Source organism: Lysinibacillus sp. NPDC097868, from assembly GCF_044761135.1.
GTDB lineage: Bacteria > Bacillota > Bacilli > Bacillales_A > Planococcaceae > Lysinibacillus.
The window spans coordinates 151,589-176,914 of the sequence record NZ_JBIWBS010000003.1 but is presented as its reverse complement, the minus strand read 5'-3'; the positions used below and the strand labels follow the sequence as shown (position 1 = coordinate 176,914).

Annotated in this window: 26 protein-coding genes; 21 read left to right on the top strand and 5 right to left on the bottom strand. The window is 38.2% G+C overall.

Annotation, left to right across the window (positions count from 1 at the left end; genetic code table 11):
* Positions 1-106 precede the first annotated feature (106 nt).
* The 20 genes from ACIQXJ_RS17690 to ACIQXJ_RS17595 all read left to right on the top strand — a co-directional run bounded on the left by ACIQXJ_RS17690 (position 107) and on the right by ACIQXJ_RS17595 (position 21,054).
* Positions 107-1,546 carry a leucyl aminopeptidase family protein gene (locus ACIQXJ_RS17690; protein ID WP_403056083.1) on the top strand — a complete coding sequence of 480 codons (1,440 nt, stop codon included), beginning with the start codon at positions 107-109 and terminating at the stop codon, positions 1,544-1,546.
* A 2-nt stretch (positions 1,547-1,548) separates the two neighbouring features.
* Positions 1,549-2,241 (top strand): copper homeostasis protein CutC, encoded by a 693-nt coding sequence (locus ACIQXJ_RS17685; protein ID WP_403056086.1) that lies wholly within the window; start codon positions 1,549-1,551, stop codon positions 2,239-2,241.
* A gap of 26 nt (positions 2,242-2,267) precedes the next feature.
* Positions 2,268-3,206 (top strand): ROK family protein, encoded by a 939-nt coding sequence (locus ACIQXJ_RS17680; RefSeq protein ID WP_403056089.1) that lies wholly within the window; start codon positions 2,268-2,270, stop codon positions 3,204-3,206.
* 466 nt (positions 3,207-3,672) lie between these two features.
* Positions 3,673-4,323 (top strand): TetR/AcrR family transcriptional regulator, encoded by a 651-nt coding sequence (locus tag ACIQXJ_RS17675; protein WP_403056421.1) that lies wholly within the window; start codon positions 3,673-3,675, stop codon positions 4,321-4,323.
* 87 nt (positions 4,324-4,410) lie between these two features.
* Entirely contained in the window at positions 4,411-5,553 is a 1,143-nt protein-coding gene (locus tag ACIQXJ_RS17670) for an acyl-CoA dehydrogenase (RefSeq protein ID WP_401010957.1), read from the top strand.
* A 33-nt stretch (positions 5,554-5,586) separates the two neighbouring features.
* Positions 5,587-7,227, top strand: coding sequence for an AMP-binding protein (locus ACIQXJ_RS17665; protein WP_403056092.1), 1,641 nt, complete (start codon positions 5,587-5,589; stop codon positions 7,225-7,227).
* Positions 7,228-7,242: 15 nt separating this feature from the next.
* Positions 7,243-8,601, top strand: coding sequence for an acetyl-CoA carboxylase biotin carboxylase subunit (locus tag ACIQXJ_RS17660; RefSeq protein ID WP_403056095.1), 1,359 nt, complete (start codon positions 7,243-7,245; stop codon positions 8,599-8,601).
* A 201-nt stretch (positions 8,602-8,802) separates the two neighbouring features.
* Positions 8,803-9,015 (top strand): acetyl-CoA carboxylase biotin carboxyl carrier protein subunit, encoded by a 213-nt coding sequence (locus tag ACIQXJ_RS17655; RefSeq protein WP_403056098.1) that lies wholly within the window; start codon positions 8,803-8,805, stop codon positions 9,013-9,015.
* Positions 9,016-9,027: 12 nt separating this feature from the next.
* Entirely contained in the window at positions 9,028-9,945 is a 918-nt protein-coding gene (locus ACIQXJ_RS17650) for a hydroxymethylglutaryl-CoA lyase (RefSeq protein WP_403056101.1), read from the top strand.
* Positions 9,942-10,727, top strand: coding sequence for an enoyl-CoA hydratase (locus ACIQXJ_RS17645; protein WP_403056104.1), 786 nt, complete (start codon positions 9,942-9,944; stop codon positions 10,725-10,727). The genes ACIQXJ_RS17650 and ACIQXJ_RS17645 overlap by 4 nt, the downstream gene beginning before the upstream one ends.
* A gap of 24 nt (positions 10,728-10,751) precedes the next feature.
* The gene (locus ACIQXJ_RS17640) at positions 10,752-12,290 is read left to right on the top strand and encodes an acyl-CoA carboxylase subunit beta (protein WP_401010947.1); all 1,539 of its coding nucleotides are present in this window, start codon (positions 10,752-10,754) and stop codon (positions 12,288-12,290) included.
* A 131-nt stretch (positions 12,291-12,421) separates the two neighbouring features.
* On the top strand, positions 12,422-12,994 hold the full coding sequence (locus ACIQXJ_RS17635) for a VanZ family protein (protein ID WP_403056107.1): 573 nt from the start codon (positions 12,422-12,424) through the stop codon (positions 12,992-12,994).
* 351 nt (positions 12,995-13,345) lie between these two features.
* A complete protein-coding gene (locus tag ACIQXJ_RS17630; protein ID WP_403056109.1) occupies positions 13,346-14,134 on the top strand; it encodes a hypothetical protein in 789 nt (262 codons plus the stop codon).
* 24 nt (positions 14,135-14,158) lie between these two features.
* Positions 14,159-14,653, top strand: a complete 495-nt coding sequence (gene ybaK / locus ACIQXJ_RS17625; protein WP_403056112.1) for a Cys-tRNA(Pro) deacylase — start codon at positions 14,159-14,161, stop codon at positions 14,651-14,653.
* A 132-nt stretch (positions 14,654-14,785) separates the two neighbouring features.
* Positions 14,786-15,418 (top strand): YczE/YyaS/YitT family protein, encoded by a 633-nt coding sequence (locus tag ACIQXJ_RS17620; RefSeq protein WP_403056115.1) that lies wholly within the window; start codon positions 14,786-14,788, stop codon positions 15,416-15,418.
* Positions 15,419-15,752: 334 nt separating this feature from the next.
* Positions 15,753-16,829 carry a nucleotide kinase gene (locus ACIQXJ_RS17615; protein WP_403056118.1) on the top strand — a complete coding sequence of 359 codons (1,077 nt, stop codon included), beginning with the start codon at positions 15,753-15,755 and terminating at the stop codon, positions 16,827-16,829.
* Between the two features lie 233 nt (positions 16,830-17,062).
* Positions 17,063-18,262 (top strand): glycine C-acetyltransferase, encoded by a 1,200-nt coding sequence (locus ACIQXJ_RS17610; protein ID WP_340826371.1) that lies wholly within the window; start codon positions 17,063-17,065, stop codon positions 18,260-18,262.
* A gap of 248 nt (positions 18,263-18,510) precedes the next feature.
* Positions 18,511-19,521 (top strand): methionine ABC transporter ATP-binding protein, encoded by a 1,011-nt coding sequence (locus ACIQXJ_RS17605; protein ID WP_403056121.1) that lies wholly within the window; start codon positions 18,511-18,513, stop codon positions 19,519-19,521.
* The gene (locus ACIQXJ_RS17600; protein WP_401010933.1) at positions 19,514-20,182 is read left to right on the top strand and encodes a methionine ABC transporter permease; all 669 of its coding nucleotides are present in this window, start codon (positions 19,514-19,516) and stop codon (positions 20,180-20,182) included. Before ACIQXJ_RS17605 ends, ACIQXJ_RS17600 begins: the two co-directional genes overlap by 8 nt.
* Positions 20,183-20,202: 20 nt before the next feature.
* Positions 20,203-21,054: a MetQ/NlpA family ABC transporter substrate-binding protein gene (locus ACIQXJ_RS17595; protein ID WP_403056124.1), complete on the top strand. Its 852-nt coding sequence runs from the start codon at positions 20,203-20,205 to the stop codon at positions 21,052-21,054.
* Positions 21,055-21,112: 58 nt separating this feature from the next.
* Here ACIQXJ_RS17595 and ACIQXJ_RS17590 read toward each other — a convergent pair whose 3' ends face one another.
* The 5 genes from ACIQXJ_RS17590 to ACIQXJ_RS17570 all read right to left on the bottom strand — a co-directional run bounded on the left by ACIQXJ_RS17590 (position 21,113) and on the right by ACIQXJ_RS17570 (position 23,892).
* Positions 21,113-22,282: a pyridoxal phosphate-dependent aminotransferase gene (locus tag ACIQXJ_RS17590; RefSeq protein WP_403056127.1), complete on the bottom strand. Its 1,170-nt coding sequence runs from the start codon at positions 22,280-22,282 to the stop codon at positions 21,113-21,115.
* Between the two features lie 158 nt (positions 22,283-22,440).
* Positions 22,441-22,647, bottom strand: coding sequence for a hypothetical protein (locus tag ACIQXJ_RS17585; protein ID WP_403056130.1), 207 nt, complete (start codon positions 22,645-22,647; stop codon positions 22,441-22,443).
* Positions 22,628-22,858: a hypothetical protein gene (locus tag ACIQXJ_RS17580; protein ID WP_403056132.1), complete on the bottom strand. Its 231-nt coding sequence runs from the start codon at positions 22,856-22,858 to the stop codon at positions 22,628-22,630. Before ACIQXJ_RS17580 ends, ACIQXJ_RS17585 begins: the two co-directional genes overlap by 20 nt.
* A 62-nt stretch (positions 22,859-22,920) precedes the next feature.
* The gene (locus ACIQXJ_RS17575) at positions 22,921-23,118 is read right to left on the bottom strand and encodes a hypothetical protein (RefSeq protein WP_403056135.1); all 198 of its coding nucleotides are present in this window, start codon (positions 23,116-23,118) and stop codon (positions 22,921-22,923) included.
* Between the two features lie 75 nt (positions 23,119-23,193).
* The gene (locus ACIQXJ_RS17570; protein ID WP_403056138.1) at positions 23,194-23,892 is read right to left on the bottom strand and encodes a polysaccharide deacetylase family protein; all 699 of its coding nucleotides are present in this window, start codon (positions 23,890-23,892) and stop codon (positions 23,194-23,196) included.
* Between the two features lie 636 nt (positions 23,893-24,528).
* Here ACIQXJ_RS17570 and ACIQXJ_RS17565 point away from each other — a divergent pair.
* Complete coding sequence (locus ACIQXJ_RS17565) at positions 24,529-25,320, top strand: carbon-nitrogen family hydrolase (protein WP_403056141.1); 792 nt, start codon at positions 24,529-24,531, stop codon at positions 25,318-25,320.
* The last annotated feature ends 6 nt before the right edge of the window (positions 25,321-25,326 follow it).

The following is a 25,326-nucleotide window of genomic DNA, read 5'->3' as shown; positions in this document are numbered from 1 at the left end:
TTTTTAATATAGTTAAAGTCTCTTGCGGGTGTCATCGATTTTAAAAGTAGCTAGCTTTTCGAGCAGGCTCGAAAGCAATTACGATAAATGAAAGATGTGATGATAGATGGAATTTCATTTTGGACAACGGAACAAGAATATAGTTGTTGTAAATCCTGTATTACAATCAGCTCATCAATCCATCCAAATTCCTAAATGGATGATTGAAAAACATAAATGTCATGGGTTAAGACATGAAACAGAGCAGGGCGTACAGGATTATTTAATCATTGGATTGGGAAGCAATGAAACAGTTACTTATGAAAGCCTACGAGAAGCAGCAGGAGAAGTAGCACGAGTTGCTAATGCCAGTGAAAATAATGACATTCAAGTATCATTTGATTTTTTAAATGCAGTAAATCTCAATCAAGTAGATGCTGTGACTGCTTTTGTAGAAGGTTGGATACTTGGAGCCTACCAGTTTCAAAAATACCGCAAAGAAAAAATAGTAGTAAAACCTCGTAATGTTTATTTTTTATTAGAAGAAACAGAGGCTTTAAAAGAAGCTATCAACGTTGGAATGTTACGTGCAAACAGCACTAATATAACGAGAGATTTATGTAATACAGATCCGATTGATCTTAACCCAGACACATTTACTGAAACGATTCGTCAGCATTTCGGGGAAAAAAATCTGTCCGTAAATATTTATCATACAGACGACTTGCAACAGTTCGAATTAAATGGGCTACTTGCAGTTGGAAGAGGCAGTCAATATTCATCTTATTTAGCAGAGATTAAGTACTGTACGGATGTTAATAAACCACATATCGTGTTGATAGGTAAAGGCATGACTTATGATAGCGGTGGTATTAGCATTAAAACAGGTCTTAACATTAGCGATATGCGTATGGATATGGGAGGAGCAGGTGCTGTATTTGGTGCTATGGATTTAATCGCTTCAAAAAATGTAGATGTAAATGTAACTGCCCTGTTGCCGATTGCTGAAAACTTGCTTAATGAAAAGGCATTTTTACCAGGTGAAGTTATTCGTTTCGCAAACAATCTGCATGTTCAAGTTGGCAATACAGATGCTGAAGGAAGGCTTATTTTAGCTGATGCTCTATTATATTCTGAAAGGTTAAAGCCAGATGTAATTATTGATATCGCTACATTAACGGGGTCAATTGGTGCAGCATTAGGCTTAAAATACGCAGGTGTATTCGGAGATGAGTCGATTACAGCATTAATGAAGAAGCTAGGCGGTCAGAATGGTGATTTTGTATGGCCGATGCCACTTATTGATCAATATGAGGAATCATTAGCGAGTGATTATGCAGATATTTGTAATATTAGCTCAGACAATCTAGCAGGCTCTATTACGGCCGCACTCTTTTTAAGAAAATTCGTCCCTAAAGGTATTAAATGGGGACATATTGATATGGCGGCACCTGTTCAATCACCAAAAACGAGAGGGTATCATGTGCGCGGTGCATCAGGTTATGGCGTTCGGTTATTGGCAGACTTTATAGAAAGCTATAGTAAACTAGAAAAAGGGAATGACTAAATATGGTTATTGAAGTGATTGCAATTTCTTTAACAGATGCGAAAGCGGCACAAAAAGCTGGAGCAGACAGAATTGAATTGGTCGCAGGTATAGCCGAGGGAGGATTAACACCGAGCTATGCAATGATTGAAAGTGTTTGCGGTGAATTAACTATCCCTGTAAATGTAATGATTCGACCTCACAGCCGTTCATTCTTCTATGATCAAAATGATTTGCAAATAATGTTAAAAGATATTCAAATATGTAAGCAGCTAGGTGCTAGTGGAATAGTTGTTGGTGCACTTACTGAAGAGCATGATATTGATGAACATACTTTAAAACAATTAATAGAAGCGGCGGATGGATTGGATATTACATTTCATCGAGCATTCGATGAAGTAAATAACCAATCAAAGGCATTAAATACGTTAATGTCTTATAAAGAAATCTCACGAATTTTAACATCAGGTGGCAAAAATAAAGTACTTGATGCGGTTAGCGAAATTCAAGCTTTAGAACAACAAGCAAGCCAATCTCACATTCAAATAATGCCGGGTTCTGGTCTATCACCCAATACCCTCCCATCCTTTTTGAATCAGGTCAACGTTTCAGAATTTCATTTTGGATCCGGTGTTCGGCATCAATCGAGCTTTGACCATTTCATAGACGAACATAAAATTAAAGAAATAAAGGACATAATTTTATACCGTGCATAGACACAGTGACCATTGGGGGAAATAAAATGCAGCAAAAAGAGTACCTAGTTGGAGTAGATATGGGTGGTACAAAAATTGCCGTTGGATTATTAAGTGTTGATGGGAAAATCATTAAGGAAACTCGTATGGATACGAGAGGGCATGAAGGTCCAGAGATTGTTGTCAATAGATTAGTAGCGGCGATTAATGCTTTTTCAGAAGGTTACGAGATAAAAGGTATAGGCGTTGGAGTACCAGGGATAGTAGATTCAGATAATGGAATTATTCACTATTGGTCTACTTTTAATTGGAATAACGTACCTTTAGGGCAGATGTTAAATGCACAATTAGATAAGAAAATTACAGTAGTCAATGATGCGAGTGCAGCTACTTGGGGAGAATTTAACTTCGGGGCTGGTCAGCAATCAAAGAATATGCTTTTTATGACGATAAGCACAGGAATCGGTGGAGGCATTATTTTTGAACGACAGTTGTTTACCGGCAGTAATATGTTAGCTGGCGAAATAGGGCATGTTACTGTTAATCCGAATGGACCAACATGCAATTGTGGCAAATCGGGTTGTTTAGAAGCATATGCATCGGGAGTATCCATTCAACGACGTGCAATGGATGCAATCAAATATAGACCATCTATTTTGGTCGAAATGGAGAAGCATGAAAGAAGACCAATTGATACAAAAATGGTGTTTGCTGCATATGAGTCAGGAGACTTAGTTGCACAAGAAATTATTGAGCAAGCGGCGACATATGTAGGTATTGTTTTGGCGAATTTTATTCAAACATTTAACCCTGACCGCATTGTATTAGGTGGCGGTGTTATGAAAACAAATTCTCAATTTATAGAGAAAATTGAGGAAGTGACTCAAAACTATGTTCTTCCATCCTATCGAAACACATATGAAATTAGACGTTCGCAATTGTTTGAGAATGCAGCATTAATAGGTGCGGCAAATTTAATTGTTTGAGTGCCTGTCACTTTTAAAAACCCACAAAGACTTCCGCGCGCAGCACACTGTAAGCGCAGAAGTCTTTGTGGGTTTTACTTGGATATATATAATTCAGAATTGTTTGAGTGCCAGTCACATAAAATTCAACTGGAGAGCATACAGTTAATGTAGGAAATTTACGGAAAAAGCTTCTGGGGAAAAGAATGCTTTAGAAGAGAGGAAGTACAGTATTACACATGTGAATTTACATTTTATATTGTGTAGATTCATAATTTTTGTTGAAAACGAATGGTGTATATGCTGTTTAATGTAAATAAATTCTCGATAATACTATTAAATTGTTTTATGGAACTAGACACCAATTTTTGAGAATGCTATATTAAAGGAGTCATAGTATTTTTATAATTAGGAAAATTAAGAGAATACAAGTCCTAGTTATAAGGAACAAAGGGGTAAGTGTTATAAAGAAGGATGATAGGTGCCTATGGTAAAAAAAACGTTAAAACAAAGAATTGTAGACGCTTCTGTAGTACTGTTTCAGCAAGATGGCTATCATAATGTAACTGTTGATCGCATTGTGGACTACATCGGCGCATCAAAAGGTGGATTTTATCATAATTTTAAATCGAAAGATGAATTGTTATATGAAGTTCATGATGTGTTTATTTCCTATGTTATTAAACAGTCACAGGAAGCTTATGACAAATATGATACGCCAATTAAACGCTTATGTGCAATGCTTCAAACGCTGACACAAGTGTTTGATATGTATCAAGCCCATATTACTGTATTTTATGAAGAAAGCCGTTCGTTGTCAGAAGAATATAGTGCAATAATTCATAAAAAGCGGGACCAATATCGGGAAATATTACAAAAGGTGATTGAAGAAGGGCAGCAGACTAAGGATTTTCGTTGTGAATTACCTTCTACGATTGTAACAATGGCCATTGTGGGGATGATTAACTGGACATATATGTGGTTTAAACAAACCGGTCCATTGACAATGGAGGAAATTACAGAAGTATTTACGGATATGATATTACGAGCAATTGTTACAGAGCAAGCTATGGAAGAAGCAACTCAATTTATGGTAAAGGTGAAGCCAGAAGAAAAAGCTGGTTTTATTAATCTTTAATACAGACCGACTAGTCGGTCCAGATTTGTGTAACTGTCGTCTGAAAGAAATCCGCTATGGCAAATTGGATATTAGGGGGAAATGGAAATGAACTTTGAACTAACGAAAGAGCAAGCGATGATTCGAGACATGGTACGTGATTTTGCAGAGAAAGAGATTAAACCTTACGCTCGTGAAGTCGACGAGACATCAACAATGAGAATAGAAAGCTTTGAAAAAATGGCAGAGCTAGGCTTATTGGGTATCCCGTTTCCTGAGGAATATGGTGGTTCTGGAGGAGATACGGTTTCCTATGCAATTGCGGTTGAGGAAATTGGGCGTGCTTGCGGTGGTACAGGTTTAAGCTATGCAGCAGCAGTGAGTTTAGGCGCCGCTCCAATTTATAACTTTGGAACGGAAGAGCAAAAGCGTGAATGGCTTGTACCTTTGGCAAAGGGAGAAACATTAGGTGCTTTCGGTTTAACGGAGCCAAATGCAGGATCGGATGCTGGCGGAACACGTACAACAGCGGTAGTTGATGGTGATGATTACGTTATTAACGGTGAAAAATGCTGGATTACAAATGCAGGCCATGCACGCCAAATTATTGTTACAGCAGTAACAGGCAAACGTGAAGATGGCAAAAAAATCATCTCATCAATTATTGTGCCAACAAATACACCTGGTGTCACAATCAATTGTAATTACGACAAAATGGGTGTACGTGGTTCCAACACATGTGAAATTATTTTGCAAAATGTTCGCGTTCCAAAAACGAATCTATTAGGGGACGAAAAACGTGGATTCAGCCAATTTTTAAATACGTTAGATGGTGGACGTATTTCCATAGCCGCTTTATCAGTCGGCATTGCACAGTCTGCCTATGAAAAAGCATTAAAGTTTGCGAATGAACGAGAGCAATTTGGAGCACCAATCTCCAAGTTACAAGCAATACAGTTTAAATTAGCGGATATGGCAATGGAAATAGAGCTTGCTCGTACACTAGTACATAAAGCAGCATGGCTTAAAGACCAGAAAAAACCATTTGCTAAGGAAGCAGCTATGGCGAAATTATTCGCCTCTGAGATGGGCTTCCGAACTTGCAATCAAGCCATTCAAATTCATGGTGGTTCAGGTTATATGAAGGAATATGATGTAGAGCGTCATTTACGTGACATTAAATTAATGGAAATCGGTGAAGGAACATCTGAAATTCAACGTCTCGTTATTTCTCGTCTAATTGGCTGTTAAAAACATTAAATAGCATATTTAAGGGGGATTTTCATGGCAGAACTTGTGTATCAAACAATTGGTCAATTGCTCGATGAACAGTCTAAAAAATATCCTAAAAATGAAGCGCTAGTGTATGCAGATAGAGACTTACGTATGACTTATGAGGAGTTAAATCATCAAAGTCGTTTAGTTGCGAGAGGATTAATGGCCCTTGGTATTGAAAAGGGAGATCATATCGCAGTGTGGACGACAAATGTTCCAGAATGGGTACAGTTACAGTTTGGCACTGGAAAGATGGGGGCGCCAATCGTTACTGTAAACACAAATTATCGCGCGCATGAATTGGAATATTTACTAAGACAATCCGATGCTAAAACGATAATTTTAATCGAAAATTATCGAGACCATTCTTTTATGAATACACTCCAAGAAATTTGCCCGGAGCTTGAAAATTGTGAACCTGGTAAATTGCAATCGGAGCGACTACCTCTATTGAAAAATGTTATTTTAATTGGCGAAACAAAATATCCGGGAGTACTTAACTGGTCTGATGTATTAGCAGCTGCTGAGCAAGTTACAGAGCAACAATTAGATCAAATACAGGGTTCACTCCATTATGATGATGTCATTAATATTCAATATACTTCAGGAACAACGGGGTTTCCTAAAGGGGTTATGTTAACACATTATAACTTAGTCAATAATGCGGTTAACATTGCAGAATGTATGCGCTTAACGTCAGAAGATCGCTTATGTATTCCAGTACCATTTTTCCATTGCTTTGGATGTGTCATCGGTACATTAGCCATTACTACAAGTGGCGGAACAATGGTACCGGTGCAAGAATTCGCTCCTGCGGAAGTGTTACGAACAGTAGAAAAAGAGAAGTGTACTGCATTACACGGAGTACCAACAATGTTTATAAGTGAATTGAATTTGCAGAATTTTGCGTCTTACGACTTATCGACATTGCGTACTGGCGTAATGGCAGGTTCTAACTGTCCTATTGAAGTCATGAAAGCTGTGATCGAAAAAATGGGGATGACTGACGTAACAATCTGTTATGGGCAAACGGAATCTTCTCCTGTCATTACACAATCGAGAGCAGATGATCCATTCCATTTAAAAGTAGAGACTGTAGGTAGAGCATTACCAAATCTAGAAGTTAAAATTGTCGTTCCAGGTACAGATGTAGAAGCTGCAACAAATGAGCAAGGTGAGCTCTGTACAAGAGGCTACCATGTGATGAAAGGTTACTATAACAATCCTGAGGAAACCCAACTTGCAATCGATCCCGATGGCTGGCTTCATACCGGTGATTTGGCCACGATGGATGAAGAAGGATATGTGAGAGTAACAGGCCGTTTGAAGGACATGATTATTCGCGGCGGTGAAAATTTATATCCACGTGAAATTGAAGAGTTTTTATATACATTTCCAAAAATTGCAGATGTACAGGTAGCGGGTGTTCCTGATCCTAAGTACGGTGAAGAAGCCGCTGCATGGATTATATTGCGAGAAGGGGAACAGGCGACAGAAGAGGAAATTCGAGCTTTTTGCCGAGATAAAATTTCTAAACATAAAATTCCGCGACATATTTTCTTTATCGATAGCTACCCAATGACTGCCTCAGGAAAAGTGCAGAAGTTTAAACTACGCGAAGATTTTGTGGCAGCAGTGAAGGTGAATTAGGGAGGGGGCAAGACAATGTTCAAGAAAGTATTAATTGCAAATCGTGGTGAAATTGCTAGACGTATTATTCGCACATGTAAGCGACTTAATATCCAAACGGTCGCGGTATATTCTGAGGCGGATGCTGAAAGTTTACATGTCAAAGATGCTGACGAGGCATACTGCGTTGGTAAGCCGCCTGTTGTTCAAAGCTATTTAAATATTGAGCGCATTCTTGAAATTGCAAAAGAAAGCGGGGCTGACGCTGTACATCCAGGATACGGCTTACTTTCGGAAAACGCTGATTTTGCAAAACGTTGTACGGAGGCTGGTCTAGTATTTATTGGACCTAGTGATACAGTGATTGCGTCCATGGGAAGTAAATTGGAAGCTCGAAAGACGATGAAATCTGCAGGTGTGCCGATTGTAGAAGGTGTTGAAACGCCTATAAAGGATGTTTCAGAAGCAGTTGAAATTGCTTCACGTTTAGGGTACCCCATTATGCTGAAAGCCTCCGCTGGTGGTGGTGGCATTGGCATGCAACTCGTGGCAGATGCTGAGGAGTTAGAGAAAGCATTTGAGGGTAATCAGAAACGTGCACAATCATTTTTTGGTGATGGCACGATGTACATGGAACGATTTATAGCCAATCCACATCATGTCGAAGTACAGATTATCGCGGATTATGAGGGCAATGTCGTTCCGTTATTTGAACGAGAATGTTCCATTCAACGACGCAATCAAAAAGTGGTGGAAGAGGCACCATCTCCATTTATTTCTGAGGAAACGCGAGCACGAATGCTGGAAGCTTCTGTGCAAGCGGTGAAGCATATCGGCTATGTAAACGCAGGAACGATTGAGTATTTAGTAGATGCAGAGCAAAACTTCTATTTCTTAGAGATGAACACGCGCTTACAAGTAGAGCACCCAGTAACGGAAGAAATAACGAAATTAGATCTTGTAGAAGAACAATTGAAAGTAGCTGCGAGACAGCCATTAAGCTTTACACGAGACAGCATTGATAAACAAGGGCATGCCATTGAGGTACGAATTTATGCAGAAAACCCTACAACGTTTTTCCCGTCTCCCGGCAAAATTACAGATCTTGTATTGCCGATAGGTGAGGGTATTCGACATGAATGTGGTGTAGAAGCAGGTTCAACTGTGACACCATTCTATGATCCAATGATTAGCAAATTAGTAGTGTGGGGGAAAACGCGAGCAATTGCGTGTGAGCGTCTTATACAAGCATTGAAAGAATACAAAATTGAAGGAATTCAAACCAATATACCGATGCTTTTGAAAACTGTAACCCATGAGCAATTTTTAAAAGGGCATACAACAACGAAATTTGTCGAGGAATTTTATTTACCACAATTAACAGAAACAAAATAAGGATAAGTTCATAACATGGACATTCGTAGCAACGAGCTTATAAACAAAAGACTCGTGATTACGATCGATGTTTTCATACTGAGGAGCTTATGCAAAGCATATGTGAGTATGCATGCGTTACAAAATGAAAATATGTGTGTTGATTTGAGTGATACGTTTGTCACTTGAAACAAATACACCCAACTATTTGGAGGGATTTATATGGCAACAGTAAAAGCGAGCATGGCAGGAACAGTATGGAAAATCGTAGTGGCAGAAGGCGATAAAGTGACAGCAGGGCAAGACGTAGCAATTTTAGAGTCAATGAAAATGGAGATTCCGATTGCTGCAGAAGAGGAGGGCGTTGTAACAAAAATTATTGCGAACGAAGGCGATTTCATTAACGTTGACGATGATATTTTAGAAATTGAATAGGGAGGCATTTCTATGCAATTACCAAAGCATGTTACGTTAAAGGAAGTTGGGCCTCGTGATGGATTGCAAAACGAAAAGGTACACATTGCTACTGCAGATAAAATACAGCTGGTAAATTTACTTAGTCGGACGGGATTAAATTATATAGAAGTAACGTCTTTAGTCCATCCGAAGTGGATTCCTCAATTAGCAGATGCAGTAAAAGTGCTGCAAGCTATTAAGCGAGAAAAGGACATAACGTATGCGGCTCTTGTGCCAAACATGCGAGGACTAGAACGTGCATTGCTAGCGGGCATCGATGAAGCAAGCATTTTTATGTCTGCCAGTGAAAGCCATAATCAAAAAAATATCAATAAAACGATCGACGATACATTTCCAATAATGAAGGAAGTCGTTGAGGGGGCAAAGGCCGCAAATAAGCATGTACGTGGCTATATCTCCACGGTAATTGGTTGCCCTTATGAGGGTTACATACACCCAGAAAAGGTTTTACAAGTAACAGATAAATTATTGGAAATGGGCGTTGATGAAATATCGTTAGGAGATACAATCGGCGTTGGAGTACCGACGCAGGTTGAGCATCTTTTAGAAGAGCTGCTAAAGAGATATCCGGCTGAAAGATTTGCGATGCATTTCCATGATACGCGTGGTACGGCGCTTGCCAATATTATGAAATCATTAGAAATGGGTATTACAAAATTTGATAGTGCACTCGGTGGCCTAGGCGGTTGTCCTTATGCAAAAGGAGCAACAGGTAATGTAGCTACAGAGGATTTGTTGTATCTATTAGAAGGAATGGGTATCGAAACAGGCGTTAACATGCAAAGGCTGTTGGAAGCGGTACTATTTATAGAACAAAAGCTAGGGAAGGACGTTGCGTCTAAACAAATGGCCATTGTTCGTAATGAAGGGAGTGCTAATGTCACGTGACACACCAACTCGTACAATTTGATTTGTTACCAGGTAATATAGGGCTCATTACACTTTCGAGACCGGAAGCTGCAAATGCAATGTCAGTACAATTATTAAACGACCTTAGTGCTACGCTAGATAAAATAAATGCTGATCCAGCAGTGCGTGTTATTTTACTAACAGGTGCAGGGGAAAAGGCATTTTGTGCAGGAGCAGATTTAAAAGAGCGTAAAGGGATGTCCGATCAACAAGTAAAGCAAATTGTGCATTTAATCGGAGCAACGATTGCAAAAGTAGAGTCATTAGCTCAACCTGTTATTGCTGTTTTAAACGGTGTTGCATTTGGGGGTGGACTAGAACTCGCTTTAGCTTGCGATTTACGCATAGCAGCTACACATATCAAAGTAGGTCTTACTGAAACCTCACTTGGAATTATTCCAGGCGCAGGTGGGACACAACGCTTACCGCGACTTATTGGAATTGGAAAAGCGAAGGAACTAATTTATACAGCACGTCGAATCGATGCCGAGGAAGCGAAATACCTTGGTATTGTGGAATATGTATATGAGGGGCATGAAGTGCAAGAAAGAGCGCAACAGCTTGCACTTGAAATGGCGAAAAATGCGCCGCTATCATTAATTCAGGCGAAAAACGCCATTAATAATGGTGTGGAAGTAGATTTAGCTACAGGCTTGAAAATCGAATCACTTGCATATAGTGCACTTATTCCAACTGAAGATCGCTTGGAGGGCTTACAAGCTTTCCAAGAAAAGAGAGCACCACAATACTCAGGAAAGTAATGGACTGCAAAGGGGGAATTGGACATGAGCAATATATCCACAGAAAATACATCAAATGCGATGAAGGAACAAATTTTAGCAGGGGGTCTGCCGAAATATCACGATAAAAATGCACAACAAGGCAAGCTATTTGTCCGAGAGCGACTAGAATTATTATTAGATGATGGTCTTCAATCGGAAGATGGACTATATGCAAACTGTTTAGCAGGTGATTTACCAGCAGATGGCGTTATTACAGGTATCGGTAAAATCCATGGTCGTACAGTATGTGTTTTAGCCAATGATTCGACAATTAAAGCGGGATCTTGGGGAAAACGTACAGTGGAAAAAATGATTCGTATTCAAGAAACGGCGGAGAAATTAAATTGTCCATTATTTTATTTAGTTGATTCGGCAGGTGCACGTATAACAGATCAGTTAGAGATGTTCCCTGGACGTCGTGGAGCAGGACGTATTTTCTACAATCAAGTAAAACTTTCTGGTAAAGTACCGCAAATTTGCTTGTTGTTTGGTCCTTCTGCAGCGGGAGGCGCTTATATTCCTGCATTCTCTGATATTGTGGTGATGGTGGAAGGTAACGCATCCATGTATTTAGGGTCACCCCGGATGGCAGAAATGGTCATTGGTGAAAAGGTAGATTTAGAAACAATGGGTGGCGCTAAAATGCATTGTTCAGTATCTGGTTGTGGTGATGTTCTTGTAAAAACAGAGCAGGAAGCTATTGCCTATGCACGCAAATATTTGAGCTATTTCCCGAATAACTATGCTGAGCGTAGTAAAGTGGAAGCACCGAAGCCACCAGCAACATTTGAAAAATCAATTGAAGAATTAATTCCTAAAAATCAAAACTCGCCTTTTGATATGTATCAATTAATAGATCGGTTGATTGATGAAGATTCTTTCTGTGAAGTAAAAAAATTATTTGCATCAGAATTAATAACTGGGCTTGGCCGCATTAACGGGCAATCAGTTGGAATTATAGCTAACCAACCACGTGTTAAGGGCGGCGTATTGTTCCACGATTCGGCTGACAAAGCGGCAAAATTCATTTCATTATGTGATGCCTTTAATATTCCACTTATTTTCCTTGTAGACGTTCCAGGCTTTATGATTGGAACACAAGTTGAGAAGGCGGGCATTATTCGCCATGGCGCGAAGATGATTTTTGCAATGAGCGAGGCAACTGTACCTAAACTAACTGTAATTGTACGTAAGGCGTATGGTGCAGGGCTTTATGCAATGGCGGGTCCGGCTTTTGAGCCTGATTGCTGTATTGCGTTATCGAACGCACAAATAGCCGTAATGGGCCCAGAGGCAGCTGTAAATGCAGTATATGCCAATAAAATTGCCGAACTACCAAAAGAAGAACAAGCAAGCTTTATTGCTGAAAAGCGAAAAGAATATCAAGAGGAAATTGACATTTATCGCTTAGCATCTGAGCTAATTATTGATGATGTCATTGAGCCAAATGATTTACGGAAGGCACTGGAAACACGTTTGGACTTGTATATGTCTAAATACTTGTTATTCTCTCAACGGAAGCATGGTGTAAATCCAGTATAAGAAGAAATACTTCATCAAAAAATGCACCCAGTTTATGCTGGTGTGCATTTTTTGATATATTTCACCCCTTGCATGAGCACGGTCAGACATATTAAAATATGGGATGGATAAGAGGAAGTGGGTGAATTAGCATGGCAAAAAATAATATATCTAGTATACAAGGTGATGCCAAGCTACCATTACCATTTCGAGCGTGGATTGACACGTATTATTTGCAGCTTAAAGTAATTGGCTGGGTGTTTTTTAGTTTTTACACAATTATTGCCTTTTACAAATTAGTGATTAATCGTTTAGTTGATGTTTGTATTATGTTGTTCCGAGGCGATTATTCTTTAAATGAGATTGGTTTGTTTGATTATAGTAGCTGGCGAGTAACGACAAATTTTATACCGTTTGAAACGATTTTACGTTATATCAACTACTCACAATATTTTAATTTAGATTTGATTGTCGTAAACTTATTAGGCAATTTGTTAATATTTACACCGATGGGCTTTTTGTTATCACTACTGTCAAAGAAGTTTCGAAAGGCATGGGTTATTATTTGTATAGGCTTTTTCTCTAGCCTTGCTGTTGAAACCGTACAGTTTATTTTTACGGTTGGTTCTGCAGATGTTGATGACTTGATTTTAAATACGCTAGGCGCATGGTTTGGATACTTAGCTTATAAATGTGTGCTTATCATGCCCAAAAAACGATTGTAAAGTTCGATTATAGAAGAAACAGTCCATTTATTAATGGGCTGTTTTTTTATTAGCTATAAACACTATTTTACAAGTGTTTAATGTGATAAATTTTGATGAAAATGAATGAAAAAGTAATGAAGAAATGTAATAACAATAAAAACACCCTTATTAACAAGGTGTTTTTACCTATATGAAATTTTTTGTATTGTTTCTTTAGGAGGTTAGTAGTAATTTTTGCTTGAATTTAAGAGAGAAAATTCCGATAATAAAAGTAAAGAAACCGTTCTGTTTGAATAAAATTAGTTAATAGAGAGTTGTTCATATTTACTACTAAACTTGCATATTAAAAAGAAAGTCGAGGTGATGGATATGAAACTATCAAACATGATAGAGCAAGAAAGACAATCCGCTCATTATAACCGTAAGAAAATCCTTCAGCGCAAAGAGGCTGGTGACGCTTATCGTAAAAATGCACAGTACTTCCAACCAGAAAAAAACCCAATATTGCTAGAGCTCGAAAATCTTTTATTAGGCCGCCAAGATCAAGATTTATATAAGCAACATAAAGAGGAAGCTAAGGAAGTAACGGCACAGCAACAGGCGATGCTTCATGATTTACAACAAACTGAAAAAACTGTAAGAGCTCATGAACAAGCATATAAAACAAGCAGTGATATTGGAGAATCGTCTTCTTCATCACGGCTAAAAGCATCAGATGACCGATTAGATGATTTGTCTGAAGCAGTAATTGATACGGATACTGAGGCCGTGGACACATTGCGAATTTTACAGCAGGTTCGAAGTGCTGCGCTAACACCAACAGTTCCATCTCCACAAGATTTACGTATAGTGGCTAGTGCAGAAGCTCAAATGCAACAAATTCAGGTGGATATCAATGGGATAGAGCTAGATGAAACAGTGCTTAACGAGCTTGAACCGCCTTATGCTACGGAAACAATTGATGTAAAGGTGCCAGAACGGTTTTCAAAGGAATTGAATTTGGACCCATTTGCAGATACAATTTTCGGTAAGAGTTATGATGAGGCATTGAAAGCACGGACATTTAAAATAGCGTCTGCAAAATATGCTACGCATATTCAAATGGCAAAAAGCGGGTATCTATATGGAGACAACTCGACGTTTTCAATGACAGCTTAATGGTATAGATAGGGGATTTTAATTGTGGCAAAGGCGAAGCATACGAAAACAAATGCAATTAGACTATTAGAGCAACAAAAAATACAATTTGATGTTTTAGAATACGAGACGGGTGACGGTCAAGTAGATGGGGTGTCAGTAGCTGGGAAAATCGGGTATCCTGCATCTTCTGTATTTAAAACATTAGTGGCAAAGGCGAGCGCTCAAAAGCTTTTTGTTTTTGTCATACCAGTTGCGGAGGAACTTGATTTAAAAGCTGCGGCTAAAGTCGTTGGTGAGAAAAAGATTGAGATGCTAGCAGTTAAGGAGCTACTTGGTTATACAGGCTATATCCGTGGTGGATGCTCACCGGTTGGCATGAAAAAGCTGTATCCGACGGTTGTTGATGCATCTGCGCGTGCGCAAGGAAGTATTATTGTTAGTGCAGGGAAAATTGGTATGCAAATGCACGTTCAACTAGATGATTTACTTGCAGTGACTAAGGCACAACTTGCGCCAATCACAACTATCCAAGAATAATCCTTGGATAGTTTTTTTATTTGGGGAAGTTTTATGTTCAGATTATTTAAAATTATTAGCGAAACTGAGATTTCGAAGTAGAAATGATGATAAAGTTAGAGCAATATCATACATAGAGAGAAGGATAGTGAAATGCGAAAAGTCACAGGATGGCGCTGGGTGTTTTTTGTGGTGGGGATGATGATTATGTCATTAGGAATTACTATGTCAATCAAGGGGAAAATTGTAGGAACAAGCCCATGGGATGTGTTACATGTAGGGTTATTTCAAAATTTCGGCTTAACAATAGGAACTTGGTCCATTTTAACAGGACTTTTAATCGTAGTATCAACCTCGATTGTATTACGGCAGTGGCCCAAAATAGGTACATGGCTAAATATGCTACTTATCGGGTCATTTATTGATGTGTTTAATTGGCTGTTGCCTTCAACTGATATTTATAGCTTACAAATAACCTATTTTGTATTAGGTTTATTTGTTTTAAGCTTCGGCTGTGGAATGTATATCGCACCAAATATGGGGGCAGGTCCACGTGATACTTTAATGATGATACTCGTTGAAAGGTTTGGAGGGACGATTAAAACAGCACGTATGGGCATTGAAGTTCTCGTAACCATTCTCGGATGGTTGCTCGGTGGCCCTGTTGGTGTTGGTACTGTCGTTATTGCACTAACATCGGGCTATATTGTGCAATTTTCCTTACCGTATTGTCGGAAAGTTTTAATGAAATGTATCGGAAGTATGGAGGGCATCAAACCATTTTAAGTATCTTTTTAAGTGCCAGTCACTCAAACAATTCTGAATTCTGCTAGTAATATTTATTAATACCCCAGTAAAAATCCACGAAGACTCCTGCGGGAACATACAAAACGGAAGACGCAACAGGCGGCACGTTAGTGACGGTTGCGGCTTACATTGTGCTCGCGGAAAGCGAAGTGGATTTTTACGATGTAAGGAGCTTGTATTATGCCAGGTGGTCTATGCCAAGTGCCAGTCACCCACACAATTAGTGCCAGCCACTCAAACAATTAGCCACCCCTTTCATCTTTTTGTGTGATTGTTCATATAATGTCATGGCATAAAAAAAGGGGGAGCGACATTGAACGGAAATGTGACCTATTACTTTGGACACGCACTTACTGGGCAAGGAATTAAACATTTATATAAAGAAATGATGGATGAAGCGGAACTAGTTTACGTTCTGCAAGGCCCATCAACATATAAAGGATCAGAACTTCTGAAAGAGCTCGGCTATTATTATGTAAAACAGGGCTTTGCGGTTGAGTGGTTTCAACATGCATTGTTAGAGAACGTAATAGAAGGAGTATTTATTCGAGGCTGTAATCGATTCTATGTTTGGTCTTCACAGTGGGGGATTGAACCAACTTTATTTGGTACGAAGCATCGTGTGCTGTCCTTTTATGATTGCTTAGAAGAAGACCGACTTGAAGAAATCGGCGAAAAGCTAGCCGTGGCAATAAAAGAGCGAGAATTGTGGCGCGAGAAGTGTATCACAATGCTTGAAATCGCAAAAAAAATACATGATGATTGGGAGATTGTTACGCAAAGCTGCATGAACTGGCAAGCGTTAGATGAACAAGTTACAAACTTAAAGTCGAATATTTTTCAATCCATTGTTTTAAATAAAACAGGCAGACGGACACATCGACTATTAGGAACACTTACACCTCGTGGCGCAGAAAATACAGTAGATAGTATGACAAAAAATTTAGCGAGAAGATTGATGATAAAAGGCAAGCCGGGTACAGGGAAATCCTCATTAATGAAAGGCTTGGCTGATGAGGCAAATGCAAGAGGGCTAGATGCACAAATTGTTTGGTGTGGCTTAGATGCTGGTTCAGTGGATATGGTCATTGTTCCAGAATTAAACTTTTGCATATTTGATAGTACAGAACCACATGTATTTGAGCCACAGGATGGAAGATTAGGGGATGAAATTTTTGATATGGGGCAACATTGTATTTTGTCCGAGGAAGCGGAAGCAGAAATTGAAGAAATCCGCGTAAACTATAAAAGTGCAATGCAAGATGCTATCGGCTATACGACGCGTTATGCAGAAGCGGAGAAAACAATTCGCCAGCTAATGGATCAATGTTTATCGACTGCAATTTGGCGTGAAAAAACGGCTCCTTTATTCGAAAGATTAGCAAAGTAATTTATTCTAATTGGTTGCTTATGCTACACTATGAGTAGACTAGTCGATCTTTATTCAATAGCTACTTGCTAAAGCGAAATTGATGCAAATGACCCCTTATTTGCATGGATATCTAAAGCAAGATGAATGAAGACAATGCCTCTGGCAGAAGCCGTGGATTTTGAATTGTAGGATGCATGCATAAATTAAAATCCGAATATTATGACGCCGAGACAAAACTAATCGTAGAAAGGATGATACTCTTGTCAAAAGTACTAAATGCATTTTTAGATGAAAACTTACAAGCCTTACGTGATCAAGGCTTATACAATGAAATTGACGCAGTAGAAGGCGCAAATGGGCCAGTTATTCAGGTTCGAGGTCAGAACCTTATTAATCTTTCCTCAAATAACTATCTCGGCTTAGCAACAAATGAGCAATTAAAGCAAATTGCTAAAGAAGCAACAGAAAAATATGGTGTAGGTGCAGGAGCTGTTCGTACAATTAACGGCACACTTGATCTGCATGTTAAATTAGAAGAAAAGCTTGCAGAATTTAAAGGAACAGAAGCAGCTATTTCCTATCAATCAGGTTTTAATTGTAATATGGCGGCTATTTCAGCTGTTATGGATAAAAACGATGCAATTTTATCGGACCAATTAAACCATGCATCTATTATTGATGGATGCCGCTTATCGCGTGCTAAAATCATTGCGTATAATCACTCAGATATGGACGATTTACGCGCAAAAGCAAAAGAAGCTACAGAATCAGGTTTGTATAATAAAGTGATGGTCATTACAGACGGTGTCTTCTCAATGGATGGTGATATCGCCAAACTACCAGAAATCGTCGAAATTGCTAAAGAGTTTGATTTAATTACGTATGTCGATGATGCACATGGATCAGGTGTTACAGGCAAAGGGAAAGGCACTGTAAAACATTTCGGTCTAGAAAAAGAAATTGACTTCCAAATCGGTACACTTTCAAAGGCAATTGGTGTAGTCGGTGGTTATGTTGCCGGCAAGAAAAATCTGATTGACTGGTTGAAAGTCCGTTCTCGTCCATTTTTATTCTCAACAGCGTTACCGCCAGGTGATGTAGCTGCGATTACTGCAGCAGTACAAATGCTTATTGATTCAACAGAACTGCATGATAAGCTATGGGATAATGGCGATTACCTAAAAGCAGGGTTAGCGAAATTAGGCTTTAATATCGGTGAATCTGAAACACCTATTACACCATGTATTATTGGTGATGAAAAGCTGACACAAGCGTTTTCGCGTCGATTATTTGAGGAAGGCGTTTATGCAAAATCAATCGTTTTCCCAACAGTTCCAAAAGGCACTGGCCGTGTTCGTAATATGCCAACAGCAGCTCATACAAAGGAAATGCTAGACAATGCATTGGCGATTTATGAAAAAGTAGGACGTGAACTAGGCGTAATTCAATAAGGAATATATGGCACTTTTTGTTCAAATTGAACAGGAAGTGCCTTCTTTTATTTTTATATTACGTATCGTTTTACTGCGAAAATTCGAGATATTGCTAAAGTTATAACCATTTAATCGGAAATTAAATAATCGGTGATATGATAGATTGTCAAAAGAGATTGACAAATAACATAATTCGAACTATTCTATAAAGCATATTGAAATAGTAGGTTATAATTGCTATTGAATAATTGAGTAAGGAGAACAAAATGCTCGAATTTCGTAATGTATCAAAAGTTTATAGCTCAAAGAAAAAAGAGGTTGTCGGTGTTGATGATGTATCCTTAACAATTAATCGTGGCGATATTTTCGGAATTGTAGGTTATTCGGGAGCTGGCAAAAGCTCGCTTTTACGTTGTATAAATTTACTCGAACGACCTACTAGCGGTGAAATATTAATTAATGGTAAGGATTTGACAAAGCTATCACGAAATGAACTACGTTTAGCGCGCTTAAAAATAGGGATGATATTTCAACACTTCTATTTAATAAGCCAAAAAACAGTAGGCGAAAATATAGCCTTTGCCCTAAAGGCAGCGAATATGCCAGCAGCTGATATTCCTGCACGAGTGGACGAATTGCTTAAAATGGTCGATTTAGCAGAAAAAAGAGATGTTTATCCTGCGCAACTTAGTGGTGGTCAAAAGCAAAGAGTAGGAATTGCAAGAGCTTTAGCAAACAATCCAGCGATGTTGCTCTGTGATGAAGCTACATCTGCACTCGATCCTAAAACAACAGTGTCAATTTTACGACTGTTAAAGGAAATTAATAATAAGTTAGGTATTACGATTGTTCTTATTACACATGAAATGGATGTAGTGAAGGAAATTTGCAATCGTATGGCTGTTATGCAAGATGGTAAAGTCATAGAGGAAGGCGAAGTATATGATATTTTCGCTAGCCCTCAAAAAATATTAACACAGGAATTTATTAGTAGTGTTGTATCGTTTGATATTCCGGAAACGATTTTAAAAGATGTACATGGTCAAATCGTCAAAATTTTATTTAAAGGAAATGTAGCAGGTGAAGGCGTTATTGCAGACACAATGCAACGTTTTTACGTTAAAGGGAATTTCCTTCATGGCACAATCGAATACATACAAGAACGACCACTTGGTATTTTTTTAATGGAGCTACAAGGTGAGCAAAGTGAGTTAGCGAAAGCTGTTGCTTATATGACCGAACGTGGTGCTATTGTGGAGGTGGTTCAGCATGTTTGATGTAACACATTTTATGGAGATGATCCCGGATATTTTGAAAGCCTTTCAGGAAACGATTATTATGATTGGCATCTCGCTTTCTGTGTCGATCGTGGTAGGTTTACCGCTTGGTATTTTATTATTTGTCACGGATAAAGGGCTATTTTGGGAAAATCGTTTAATCAAAAGTGTATTCGGCTTTGCGGTGAACTTTATTCGATCGATTCCATACATCATTTTATTGGTCGCGTTATTCCCATTAACGAAATTACTTGTTGGACAAACAATTGGGCCGATTGCAGCGAGTGTTTCCTTATCGGTTGCAGCCATTCCTTTTTTTGCTCGATTAGTAGAAACGTCATTACGTGAAATTGATAAAGGTGTTATTGAAGCGTCAATAGCGGTAGGAGCAACACCGTGGATGATTATTAAAGATGTTTTAATTCCCGAAGCAAAATCAAGCATTATTCAAGCAATGACAGTCACAGTGATTAGTTTAGTTGCTTTCTCTGCAATGGCAGGCGTAGTAGGTGGCGGTGGTATCGGTGATTTAGCTATTCGATTCGGCTACTATCGTTATGATAATACAATTATGATTGCTACCGTTGCGATATTAATTTTGCTCGTGCAAGCGATACAAATTGCTGGCGACTGGTTTGCAAAATCAATTGATAAAAGATAAGAAGAGGAGAGAAAGAAAAGATGAGAAAATCATTACTAGCATTTTTAACAATCATTCTTGCTGTCGTTTTAGCAGCATGTGGTTCAAGCGACAAAGGATCCGATTCAAAAAAGGGTTCAGATGCAGCAGGGGAAAGCAAATCTATTAAACTAGGGGCAACAGCAGGTCCTTATAGTGATATGCTTAAAAAAGCAATTATTCCACAGCTTGAAGAAAAAGGTTACAAAGTTGAATTAGTAGAATTCAGTGATTATGTGCAACCAAACAAAGCTTTAGATAATGGCGATATTGATGCGAACTTATTCCAGCATACGAAATACTTAGAAAACTTTGAAGAGCAAAACAACATGGATTTAGAAGCATTAATTATTGTACCGACAGCGCCAATGGGCTTTTTCTCAAACAAATATAAATCAATCGATGAAATTCCTGATGGTGCAACAGTGGCAATTGCCAACGATCCTTCAAATGCAGCACGTACATTATTATCATTGCAGGAGCAAGGCTTAATCGAGATTGACCCTAGCATCGAAGAATTAAAAGCATCAGAAAAAGATGTAGTGAAAAATGACAAAAATTTAGTATTCCAACCGATTGAGGCTGCAGCACTTCCGCGAACAGTAGAAAGTGTTGATTTAGCAGGAGTACCTGGTAACTTCGCATTAGCAGCGGGATTAGATTTACTAAATGCAGTATTTTTAGAAAACATGCCTGACCAATTCCGTAACGTTATTGCGGTGAAGGCTGATAACAAAGATTCACAATTATCAAAGGACCTAGTTGAAATTGTAGAATCGGCTAAATTTGAAGAAGTAATTGACGCAGAATTCAAAGGCTTTGGTAAACCAGAGTGGATGGAAAAACGTAAATAATAAAAAAATAAGAAGCACTCGTCATATGGCGAGTGCTTCTTACTTTTATATTAGTAAATTATAGTTTAAATAGATTAAGCTTTTCAATACGGCCAATAGCTTCTCGTAGGCGTTCTTCACTAACGAGTAAGCCGACACGTACATAGCCTTCACCGAACTGTCCAAAGCCATTGCCAGCAGCTACTGCAATATCGGCTTTATCAAGTAATAAATCGGCAAATTGTTCACTTGTGTAACCTAATGGAACTGGGAGCCATGCAAAAAATGAACCTTTTGGAGCTGTTACTTGCCAACCAATACGATGGGCTTCTTCCATTAGGACATTTCGACGGCGCTCATATGTCGCGTTAAGTTCCTGAGCACAAGTTTGTGAAGAAGTTAAAGCGACAGCTGCTGCCTGCTGAATAGCAGGAAATTGGCTACAGAATAAATGATCTTGAATAAGGTTAATAGCCTCTATAATTTGAGCATTTCCGACTGCGAAACCGATGCGCCAGCCAGCCATATTATAGGTTTTTGATAATGTATACAGTTCAATGCCGACATCTTTAGCACCGTCTGCCTGCAAGAAGCTAACTGGTTTATTGCCATCAAAACCAATCGCACCGTAGGCGAAATCGTGTGCTATGATAATTTGATGCTCTTTAGCAAATCTTACGGTTTCTTCGAAAAATTCAAGTGTGGCTGTTCCACCAGTAGGATTGTTCGGATAATTCAAGTAAAGAAGCTTAGCTCTTTCTTTTACTTCATCGGACAATGCATCATAGTCAGGTAAGAAATCATTTTCTGCAAAAAGTGGCATCACATCATATTGAACTTCACCTAATACAACACCAGATAGATAATCTGGATACCCGGGATCGGGTAATAGCATTGTGTCACCAGGATTTAAAACGGCCATTGGTAGTTCCACAAGACCAATTTTCGTTCCGCCTAAAATGGCTACTTCTGTATCAGGATTAATATCCACATTGTATTCACGTTTATAAAACGCAGTCGCAGCTTGGCGTAATTCAGTAATACCACGGAAAGGGGAGTATTTATGATGCTGTGGGTTTTCTGCAGCCTCTTGAAGCGCTTTAATAATGTGTGGGGGAGTCGGTTGGTCGGGATTGCCCTGACCAAGATTAATAATGTCGCGCCCTTCCGCTAGTGCTGCATTGACCTTTTGAACAAGTGCGGCAAAAAATTGAGTTGGGAGTTGCTGTAGTTTTCTCGATAATTCCATGTATGCTCACCTTTTTCAGAATATAATAATTATTATAGATATGTTGCAAATACTATTACTTTTTCAATAGATTGTCTATAGTCTTTCTTTATCAAGGGTAAAAAACGTAAAAAGAAGACTAAAAAGAGACTTATGCGAAAGGCAAAGCCAGGACTCAATTAATTTTGAGCCTGGTCTTTGTTTGGATTACGATCTATAAATTCGGTAATTTCATCTTTTAATCGATAAACTTGTGTGAAGTAAAGATGTTCAGGTACTTCGTCGCGTATTTGCCATTCTCGTAGAACTTTATGATGGAAAGTTACAAAATATTCTTCTAATACACTTCTGTCAATTCCTTGTTTCTCAGCCAGCCATTTCTGCAATAGAAAGCCCTTGTTGCCAATATAAATTAAACTCCTCTTCAGTCAATTTTAATAACGCATAAATCTCTTCATAATTATATTGAAGGCTATATTCATATTGTTTTTCTGTTGTAGAGTAATTCGTATTTTCTTCAGCGTTAACTACATCGCTAAATGATATCGAATTAGAAATAAATAAAGTAGCAATGACTATAAATGTTAATTTTTTCACAAATATCTCCTTTCGTTTTTCACTCCTAATTTATTTTGTGAGAATTAATTTTAAAAATACGTCTAATTGCTACCTAGGTCTTTTTTGTACTTATCGGGATGGAATTGTCGATGTAATGTATCAGTACCAAAGAAAATGAAGAATGCGCCGACTATTCTTAAAAGACTATTTTTAATTAGCTCATCATCAATTGTTATAGCGATGAGCATAATTCCAAACAACATCATAATGAAACCTAAAAACCCTTTTATATATTTCATTTTGCCTCCTAAAAATGCCACTCGAATGAGTGACATTAGTTTCAAATTCAGTTTCTTTAAGCTATCTCATATGTTTTATAAATCCTGAAGTTCATCCATGGTAACAAATGTATAGCCATCCTTTGAAAGCTCTTGTAAAATGCCTTCAATTGTTTCAAGTACATTATCGGTTTTATCATACATTGGATGAATTAAAATAATCGAACCAGGTTCAATGTTTTCTTTTACATAATTTACTTTGTCTATTGCTGAGTTGTAATAACTATCTGGTTCGAGATTCCAAGTTATCGTTTCTCTATTATGTTTCTTTAGGTAATATGGAAATCCTATAAGTTTTTTGCCATTAGGAGGCCGAACATCAATTTCTCCTTTAAATCCAGTATTTCGAATTAGTAGATCTGTTTTTTCAATTTCTTTCTCATAATAAGAAGGGGTTTTGAAAACCATTCGATTATGAGAATAGGTGTGATTGCCAATTTGATGTCCTTCTTCTGCAATTTTCTTTGCTTCGTCTGGATGTTTTTCAATTTCTTCACCAATTAGAAAAAAGGTCGCCTTGGCATGATACTTTTCTAATAGTGGCAGTATCCTATTTACGTTATCTGTTGGTCCATCATCAAAAGTCAACGCAATCACTTTTTGAGTTGTTTCTACTTTATTCGTTATATTCCCAAACAACTGATACGCTCTCGAATTCATTAATTTATATGTGCCAAATAATAGGAGGAAAACGAACAGAAATCCTGTCGCAATGATTGTTACTTTCTTTTTCATAACAAACCTTCTTTCCGTTTGGAAGTTTTAATACAGTTTATAATTCAATTCGAAAGCCACTTTTCCTCTAGTCCAAGAGAGTTAATCGAAAAAATAAAAAAGATGGGGATTCCCATCTTTTTTATTGCTTATCTAACTTATCAGAAATATTTTTAAGGATTTGTAATTGCTCTTGTTGTACTTTAAGAAATTTAAGGAGAAACCAAATGACAAAAACAACTGGAGCTATGTAGATTAATAAGCTTAAGAGAGGTAAAAAAACGAAAAATGCGCTTTCCATAAAAATGACGCCTTCCTTCTTGATAATGATTTAAAAGGGATTGCCTAGAAAAGTTTTACTATTAATTCTATATATGTAATGAGTATATCAGTATTAATTATTGTTGTCATTAAACGAAAAATATGTATATTTATAGTATTCTAAGTGATTAACAAGACATTAAATGATGGTCATTGTGCGAAATTGATTATCGTGGAAGGTTTCCTTCATATCATCGACAAGCTAAGATCGCTCAATGATATAATGGGATATAGAAAAATGGAATGTAGTAAGCTAAATGCTTTTGGAAGTGTTTGGAATTACTTGTATCTTGAATTATAAAACTATTTTTTTACTAATGGACGGGGGAATGAAAAATGAAAATAGGTTGTATTCAATTAAACGTAAGATTTGGCAAAGTAGAAGAAAACTTCGCGAGAGCTGAAGAAAAAATACGCGAAGCGGCAAGTTTAGGTGCGGAAATTATTGTACTTCCCGAAATGTGGAATACTGGCTACGCGCTTGAAAAATTAGCTGAACTTGCAGATACAGACGGAGAGCGAGCAAAGGCGTTTCTACAAGGCTTATCAATCGAACTTGGTGTACATATTGTGGGTGGCTCTGTCGCAACGAAGAAGGGCGATAAATTTTACAATACGATGTATACGTTTGATAAGGAAGGAAAGCAAGTTGGCGAATATAGTAAAGCACATTTATTCCGTTTGATGGATGAACATCTATATTTAGAGGCGGGTGATGAAATGAACCGCTTTGCATTAGGGGATATTGAAGCGGCGGGCGTTATTTGCTATGATATCCGTTTTCCAGAATGGTTACGTGCGCATGCATTAGATGGTGCAAAGGTTCTATTCGTACCAGCACAATGGCCAACACCTCGTATTGACCATTGGAAAACATTATTACAGGCACGTGCAATTGAAAATCAATGCTTTGTCATCGCTGTAAATCGTATTGCCAACAAGGTAGAAAACTTTAATGGACAATCTATGGTTATTCAGCCTTGGGGAGAAGTATTATGGGTTGGTGCAGATGATGAGGAAGTAGCGGTTATTGATGTTGATTTTTCAATAGTCGATGAAGTACGAGGAAGAATTCCAGTTTATGATGACCGAAGACCTGGATTGTATAGCGGCGTTGTTGAGAAATAAGTGCCA